Source organism: Ramlibacter sp., from assembly GCF_028292805.1.
GTDB lineage: Bacteria > Pseudomonadota > Gammaproteobacteria > Burkholderiales > Burkholderiaceae_C > Ramlibacter.
The window spans coordinates 1-7,716 of the sequence record NZ_JAQGLS010000150.1; the positions used below are offsets into that span (position 1 = coordinate 1).

The 7,716-nt window shown below is 68.1% G+C and carries 9 protein-coding genes; all 9 read left to right on the top strand.

What is annotated here, in order from left to right; translation table 11 throughout:
• Positions 1-438 (top strand): OmpH family outer membrane protein (locus JWP65_RS08725; RefSeq protein WP_299762823.1); only part of this gene is annotated, 438 nt, incomplete at its 5' end.
• Positions 439-446: 8 nt separating this feature from the next.
• Entirely contained in the window at positions 447-1,415 is a 969-nt protein-coding gene (lpxD, locus tag JWP65_RS08730; protein ID WP_299762825.1) for a UDP-3-O-(3-hydroxymyristoyl)glucosamine N-acyltransferase, read from the top strand.
• Positions 1,416-1,497: 82 nt separating this feature from the next.
• A complete protein-coding gene (fabZ, locus tag JWP65_RS08735) occupies positions 1,498-1,944 on the top strand; it encodes a 3-hydroxyacyl-ACP dehydratase FabZ (protein ID WP_299762827.1) in 447 nt (148 codons plus the stop codon).
• 16 nt (positions 1,945-1,960) lie between these two features.
• Positions 1,961-2,755 carry an acyl-ACP--UDP-N-acetylglucosamine O-acyltransferase gene (gene lpxA / locus JWP65_RS08740; RefSeq protein WP_299762834.1) on the top strand — a complete coding sequence of 265 codons (795 nt, stop codon included), beginning with the start codon at positions 1,961-1,963 and terminating at the stop codon, positions 2,753-2,755.
• A 32-nt stretch (positions 2,756-2,787) separates the two neighbouring features.
• Entirely contained in the window at positions 2,788-3,903 is a 1,116-nt protein-coding gene (gene lpxB, locus JWP65_RS08745) for a lipid-A-disaccharide synthase (RefSeq protein WP_299762835.1), read from the top strand.
• 4 nt (positions 3,904-3,907) lie between these two features.
• Complete coding sequence (gene rnhB, locus JWP65_RS08750) at positions 3,908-4,558, top strand: ribonuclease HII (protein WP_299762836.1); 651 nt, start codon at positions 3,908-3,910, stop codon at positions 4,556-4,558.
• A 1-nt stretch (position 4,559) separates the two neighbouring features.
• Positions 4,560-5,342, top strand: a complete 783-nt coding sequence (locus JWP65_RS08755; RefSeq protein WP_299762829.1) for an RNA methyltransferase — start codon at positions 4,560-4,562, stop codon at positions 5,340-5,342.
• Between the two features lie 167 nt (positions 5,343-5,509).
• On the top strand, positions 5,510-6,679 hold the full coding sequence (carA, locus tag JWP65_RS08760) for a glutamine-hydrolyzing carbamoyl-phosphate synthase small subunit (protein ID WP_299762831.1): 1,170 nt from the start codon (positions 5,510-5,512) through the stop codon (positions 6,677-6,679).
• A 3-nt stretch (positions 6,680-6,682) separates the two neighbouring features.
• A partial coding sequence (carB, locus tag JWP65_RS08765) for a carbamoyl-phosphate synthase large subunit (protein ID WP_299762833.1) occupies positions 6,683-7,716 on the top strand: 1,034 nt, incomplete at its 3' end.

Sequence of the window (7,716 nt, forward strand, 5' to 3'; positions counted from 1 at the left end):
GAGGATTTCCGCGTCGGGTTCGTCAACACCGACCGGATCTTCCGGGAAGCCAACTCGGCGAAGGCGGCACAGGTGAAGCTGGAGCAGGAGTTCTCGCGCCGCGAAAAGGAACTCAACGACATCGGCACCAACCTGAAGAACCTGTCGGACAAGTTCGAGCGCGAGGCGCCGACGCTGTCCGAAGCGCAGCGGACCCAGCGCCAGAAGCAGCTGGTGGATCAGGACCGCGAATTCCAGCGCAAGCGCCGCGAGTTCCAGGAAGACCTGAACGCGCGCAAGAACGAGGAACTGCAGCAGGTGCTCGAGCGCGCCAACCGCGTGGTCAAGCAGGTGGCGGAGGCCGAGAAGTACGACCTGATCCTGCAAGAAGCCGTCTACATCAATCCGAAGCACGACATCACCGACAAGGTGATCAAGGCGCTGAACGCCGTTCGCTGAGGCGCGCAGTGGGGCTGCTGCTCGGCTCCATCGTCGCTGCCCTGGGCGGCGATCTCCAGGGTGACGCGTCCCTGCGGATCGACGGCCTGGCCCCGCTTGATGCGGCCGGCGCCGGCCACCTCAGCTTCCTGAGCAACCCCCGCTACCGCCAGCAGCTGGACGCCTCGCGCGCGGGCTGCGTGATCGTGGCGCCGGCCCTGCGCGAGCAGGCGCTGGCCCGCGGCGCCTGCATCGTCACAGCCGATCCTTACCTGTATTTCGCCCGCGCCACCCAGCTGTGGAAGCGCGAGCATGCGCGCCCGGCGGGCCCTGCCATCCACCCCAGCGCGGTGGTGGACCCACAGGCCGTGATCGGCGCCGACGTGCGCATCGGGGCGCAGTGCGTGGTCGAGCGCGGCGCCCGGATCGGCGCCGGCACCGTGCTCAAGGCGCGGGTGTTTGTCGGCGAAGACGTGACGATCGGCGAGCGCTGCACGCTGCACCCCGGGGCCGTGATCGGCGCCGACGGCTTCGGCTTCGCGCCCAACCAGGGCGCCTGGGAAAAGATCGAGCAGCTCGGCGGCGTGCGCATCGGCAACGACGTGGACATCGGCGCCAACACCTGCATCGACCGCGGTGCGCTGGCCGACACCGTGATCGAGGACGGGGTCAAGCTTGACAACCTGGTCCAGGTCGGCCACAACGTGCGCATCGGCGCCCACACGGCGGTGGCCGGCTGCACCGGCATTGCCGGCAGCGCCAACATCGGCGCGCACTGCACCATCGGCGGCGCGGCCATGATCCTGGGCCACCTGAGCATCGCCGACCACGTCAACATCTCGGCCGGCACCTTCGTCGCCCGCTCCATCCTCAAGCCGGGCCTGTATACCGGCATCTTCCCGGTCGACGAGAATGGCGCCTGGGAGAAGAACGCGGCGACCTTGAAGCAGCTCTACACATTGCGCGAGCGCATCAAGGCCCTGGAAAAGAAAATATGACCCCCACACCTGTCACTACGTGTACTGCGTTGCCCCCGGAGGGGGCTTTTGTCGCCTTGTTGCGGTCCGGCGGCGACAAACCATGAAGACGTTGGACATCCACCAGATCCTCAAGCTGCTGCCGCACCGCTATCCCTTCCTGCTGGTGGACCGGGTGCTCGAGCTCGAGGAGGGCAAGCGCATCAAGGCGATCAAGAACGTCACGATCAACGAGCCTTTCTTTACCGGCCACTTCCCGCACCGCCCGGTGATGCCGGGCGTGCTGATGCTCGAGGCGATGGCGCAAAGCGCCGCGCTGCTGTCGTTCGCCACCGCCGGCGTGGCGCCCGACGACAAGACGGTCTACTACTTCGCCGGCATCGACGGCGCCCGCTTCAAGCGACCGGTGGAGCCGGGCGACCAGCTGGTGATGGACGTCGAGCTGATCCGACACAAGGCCGGCATCTACAAGTTCAAGGGCGTGTCCCGCGTGGGCGCCGACATTGCCTGCGAAGCCGAGCTGATGTGCACCATGCGCACCATTGCCTGAGGACTGCGGGGTGGGCGTGACCAACATCCATCCGACGGCCATCGTCGATGCGGGCGCGCAGCTGGACGCCAGCGTCACCGTCGGCCCGTACACGCTGATCGGGCCGCACGTGAAGATCGCCGGCGGCACCACCGTGGCCGGCCACGTCGTGATCGAGGGCCACACCAGCATCGGGCGCGACAACCGCATCTTCCAGTTCGCCTGCATCGGCGCGGCCAACCAGGACAAGAAGTACAAGGGTGAGCCTTGCGAGCTGGTGATCGGCGACCGCAACACCATCCGCGAGTTCACCGCCTTCCACGTCGGCACGGTGCAGGGCGGCGGCATCACCCGGCTGGGCAACGACAACTGGATGATGGCCTACACCCACCTGGCGCACGACTGTCTGGTGGGCGACAACGCCATCTTCGCCAACAACGCGCAGCTGGCCGGCCACGTCGAAGTGGGCGACTTTGTCATCCTGGGCGGCTACACCGCGGTCCACCAGTTCGTGCGCATCGGGGCCCACGGCATGACCGGCCTGGGCTCGGTGCTGCTGGCCGACCAGCCGCCTTTCGTGATGAGCGAAGGCCAGCCGGCGCGGGCCCGCTCGATGAATTACGAGGGACTGCGCAGGCGCGGTTTCTCGCCCACCCGCGTGGCGGCGGTCAAGGCGATGCACAGGGCGCTGTACCGCGACGGCGCGACGCTGGAACAGTCGGTGCAGCGCATCTCGGCACTGGCCGAATCTTCGCCCGAAGCGGCGGCGGACGTCGCCCTGATGACGGACTTCCTGGCCCGGGTGACGCCGCAGCGCGGCATCGTGCGGTGAGCGGGCACTGCGCAGCCCCGGTGCGGCTGGGGATGGTGGCTGGCGAGGCCTCAGGCGACCTGCTGGCCGGCCTGCTGCTGCAAGGCATGCGCCAGCGCTGGCCGCAACTGCAGGCGCATGGCATCGGCGGGCCGCAGATGGCGCGTCAGGGCTTTGAGGCCTGGTGGCCGCACGAGAAGCTGGCCGTCAGCGGCTACGTCGAGGTTTTGAAGCATTACCGGGAGATCGTCGGCATCCGCGACGCCTTGCGCGATCGGCTGCTGGCCGAGCCGCCGCAGGCCTTCATCGGTGTCGACGCGCCCGACTTCAACCTCGGGCTTGAAGCGTCGCTGAAGGCGCGCGGCGTCAAGACGGTGCACTTCGTCTGCCCGTCGATCTGGGCCTGGCGGGCCAAGCGGGTGGAAAAGATCCGGCGCAGCTGCGACCACGTCCTGTGCATCTTCCCGTTCGAGCCGGCGCTGCTGGCGCAGCATGGCATCGCGGCAACCTATGTCGGCCATCCGCTGGCCAGCCTGATTCCCGCCGCGCCGGACAAGGCCGGCGCCCGTGCCGCCCTGGGCTTGCCGGCCGAAGCCGAAGTGATCGCGGTGCTGCCCGGCAGCCGCGCCTCGGAAGTGGCGGCCATGGCGCCGCGCTTCCTGCAGGCGGCCGCCGCGCTGCAACGCAAGCGCCGGCAGGCGTGGTTCGTGGTGCCGGCGGTTCCGGCGCGGCGCGCGGCCATCACCGCCGCCGCCCGCGCCGCGGGCGTGACTCACCTGGTGATCGTTGACGGGCAGTCGCATGCCGCGCTGGCGGCCTGTGACGTGGCGCTGGTGACCAGCGGCACGGCCACCCTGGAGGCGGCGCTGTTCCAGCGGCCGATGGTGATCTCGTACCACGTCAACTGGCTCAGCTACGCGCTGATGAAGCCGCGCCACCTGCAGCCCTGGGTGGGGCTGCCCAACATCCTGTGCGGCGATTTCGTGGTGCCGGAGTTGCTGCAGGCCAACGCAAAACCCGAGTTGCTGGCGCGGGCCTTGGCGGATTGGCTGGATGCGCCTGCCAGAATGCAGGCTGTGCAGGAGAAATTCCGGGGCTTGCATGCCCAGCTCCAGCGCGACACCGCCACGCTTGCCGCCGATGCCATCGAAAAAGTCCTCCAGTCCTGAGCCGATCCGCACCCGCCGCGCCACGGTGGTCCAGAAGCGGCTGGAGTGGGACCCGCTGGGGCTGTGGGCCGGCGTGGACGAAGCCGGCCGCGGCCCGCTGGCCGGCCCGGTGGTGGCCGCCGCGGTGATCCTGGACGACACGCGCCGCATCCGCGGCCTGGCTGACTCCAAGGTGCTGACGGCGCTGGCGCGCGAGCGCCTGTACGACGCCATCCGCGAAAAGGCGCTGTGCTGCGCCGTGGGCGAGGCCAGCGTGGCGGAGATCGACACCCTGAACATCTTGCACGCCACCATGCTGGCGATGCGGCGCGCGGTCGAGGGCTTGCGCCTGAGGCCGGTGAAGGTGCTGGTGGACGGCAATCGGCTGCCCCAGCTGGACGTGTTGTCGGAGGCCATCGTCGGCGGCGATGCCAAGGTCAAGTCGATTTCGGCCGCCTCGATCATTGCCAAGGTGACGCGCGACCGGATGCTGCGCGAGCTGCACGAGCAGTTCCCGCAGTACGGCTTCGCCGCCCACAAAGGCTATGGCACGCCCGAGCACCTCCAAGCGCTGCGCACCCACGGCCCGTGCGTGCACCACCGGCGCTTTTTCGGACCGGTGGCAGCGACCTTCGTCACCGACGACGGCGCCACCGTCAGCGTCCAGGTCGGCTAGCGTGACGTCGGGCCCGCAGCATATCCAGTCGCGCGACAACGCGCTGCTCAAGGACTTGCGCCGGCTGGCGCACGACAACGCGGCCTACCGCAAGCAGGGCCGGGTCTGGCTCGAAGGCGACCACCTGTGCCGCGCTGGTCTGGAGCGCGGCCTGGAGCCGGCCATGGCGGTGTTCCAGGCATCCTGCTGGGCCGCCACTTCGGCGCAATGGCCAGCTGCCATCGGCAAGGTGGTGGTGATCGACGACGTGCTGTTCGAGGGCATCAGCAGCCTGGAGTCGCCCGGCAAGATGGCTTTCGTCATGCCGCTGCCGCCGGCCGCCGCGCTCCAGCCGGGCGTGCCCACGGTCATTCTCGACGGGCTGCAGGACGCCGGCAACGTCGGCGCTATCCTGCGCAGCGCGGGCGCCTTCGGCTTCAAGCAGGTGCTGGCCTTGCGCGGCACGGTGGCGCTGTGGGGGCCCAAGGTGCTGCGGGCCGGCATGGGCGCGCACTTCGGGCTGCAGCTGGTCGAGTCGCTGGAAGCCACCGCCACGGACGCGCTGCAACTGCCGCTGCTGGCCACCAGTTCGCACCAGGGCGGCTACCTGCACCAGGCGCAGCTGCCCTGGCCCTGCGCCTGGATCTTCGGCCACGAAGGGCAGGGCGTCGGCCCGGCCATGGGCGAGCGCGCGACGCAGTTCGTGCGGATCGTGCAGCCGGGCGGTGAGGAGTCGCTGAACGTGGGCGCGGCGGCGGCGATCTGCCTGCATGCGAGCGCGGCGCAGGTGGCGGGCCCGCGATGACAGGCTGCCAGAAAGGGTAAACCCCCCTCGCGCTATAATCAAGGGCTTTCCCGCACACCCCACGTACGCCTAGCGCAGCCAGCCACTCCCCCGACAAAAGCAACATCGAGAGCTCGGCTTTCGGTCGCGATCTGGGCGTACCCGTGCATACAAAACCGGAGAACCCAGTGCTTTCGTCGCTTCAGGGAGCTTTCCCGCCCGCCATCCTGGCGCTCGCAGACGGCACGGTCTTTATCGGCAACTCGATTGGCGCCCCCGGTGCCACCACCGGCGAGGTCGTGTTCAACACGGCGCTCACCGGCTATCAGGAAATCCTGACCGACCCGAGCTACTGCCAGCAGATCGTCACGCTCACCTATCCGCACATCGGCAACTACGGCGTCAACGCCGAGGACGTCGAAGCCACCAGGGTCCATGTCGCCGGCCTGGTCATCCGCGACCTGCCGCTGATCGCCTCGAGCTTTCGCGCCGACATGACGCTGCAGCAGTACCTGGTGCGCGAAAAGACGGTGGCCATCGCCAACATCGACACCCGCAAGCTCACCCGCATCCTGCGCAGCAAGGGCGCGCAGAACGGCTGCATCCTGGGCCTGGCGGCCGGCGAGGAAGTCACGCCGGAGCTGATAGCCCAGGCCGTCGCCGCGGCGGCCAAGGCGCCCGACATGAGCGGGCTGGACCTGGCCAAGGACGTGTCCGTCACCGAGTCCTATGGCTGGGACCAGACCGAGTGGGAACTGGGCGCCGGCTACGGCACGCTGGACAACGCGAAGTACCACGTGGTGGCGTTCGACTACGGCGTCAAGAAGAACATTTTGCGCATGCTGGCCGAGCGCGGCTGCAAGGTGACGGTGGTGCCGGCCAGGACCAGCGCCGATGCCGTGCGCAAGCTGAAGCCCGACGGCGTGTTCCTGTCCAACGGCCCGGGCGATCCGCAGCCTTGCGACTATGCGATCGAGTCCACGCGCGAGCTGATCGAGGGCGGCTACCCCACCTTCGGCATCTGCCTGGGCCACCAGATCATGGCGCTGGCTTCCGGCGCCGACACCTACAAGATGAAGTTCGGCCACCACGGCGCCAACCACCCGGTCAAGGACCTCGACACCGGCCGCGTCAGCATCACCAGCCAGAACCACGGTTTCGCGGTCGACGAAAAGACGCTGCCGGCGAACCTGCGCGCCACGCACGTGAGCCTGTTCGACGGCACGCTGCAGGGCCTGGCAAGAACCGACAGACCCGCGTTCTGTTTCCAGGGTCACCCCGAGGCTTCCCCCGGCCCGCACGACATCGGCTACCTGTTCGACCGTTTCACCGGCCTGATGGACGAGAACAAGAAGTAAGACATGGCCAAGCGCACTGACATCCAAACCATCCTGATCATCGGCGCGGGCCCGATCATCATCGGGCAAGCCTGCGAGTTCGACTACTCCGGCGTGCAAGCCTGCAAGGCGTTGCGCGAGGAAGGCTACAAGGTCATCCTGATCAACTCGAATCCGGCGACGATCATGACCGACCCGGCCACCGCCGACGTCACCTACATCGAGCCGATCACCTGGCAGACGGTCGAAAAGATCATCGCCAAGGAACGCCCGGACGCCATCCTGCCGACCATGGGCGGCCAGACCGCGCTGAACTGCGCGCTCGACCTCTGGCGCCACGGCGTGCTGAACAAGTACAAGGGCGGCGCCACCAACAAGGCCGTCGAGCTGATCGGCGCCACGCCGGAGTCGATCGACAAGGCGGAAGACCGCCTGAAGTTCAAGGACGCGATGACCCGCATCGGGCTGGGCTCGGCCCGCTCCGGCATCGCCCACACGATGGAGGAGGCCTGGGTGGTGCAAAAGACGCTGGGCTTTCCCACCGTGATCCGCCCCAGCTTCACCTTGGGCGGCACCGGCGGCGGCATCGCCTACAACCCGGAAGAGTTCGAGACCATCTGCAAGCGCGGCATCGAAGCCTCGCCCACCAGCGAACTGCTGATCGAGGAGTCGCTGCTGGGCTGGAAAGAGTACGAGATGGAGGTGGTCCGCGACAAGATGGACAACTGCATCATCGTCTGCTCAATCGAGAACCTGGACCCGATGGGCGTGCACACCGGCGACTCGATCACCGTGGCCCCGGCGCAGACGCTGACCGACAAGGAATACCAGATCATGCGCAACGCCTCGCTGGCGGTGCTGCGCGAGATCGGCGTCGACACCGGCGGCTCCAACGTGCAGTTCTCGATCAACCCGAAGGACGGTCGCATGATCGTCATCGAGATGAACCCGCGCGTGTCGCGCTCCTCGGCGCTGGCCTCCAAGGCCACCGGCTTTCCGATCGCCAAGGTCGCGGCCAAGCTGGCGGTGGGCTACACGCTGGACGAACTGCGCAACGA

Bases quoted from the DNA above. Each gene is read 5' to 3' on its own strand.
- lpxB (WP_299762835.1), top strand. From the start codon at position 2,788: ATGGTGGCTGGCGAGGCCTCAGGCGACCTGCTGGCCGGCCTGCTGCTG.
- fabZ (WP_299762827.1), top strand. From the start codon at position 1,498: ATGAAGACGTTGGACATCCACCAGATCCTCAAGCTGCTGCCGCACCGC.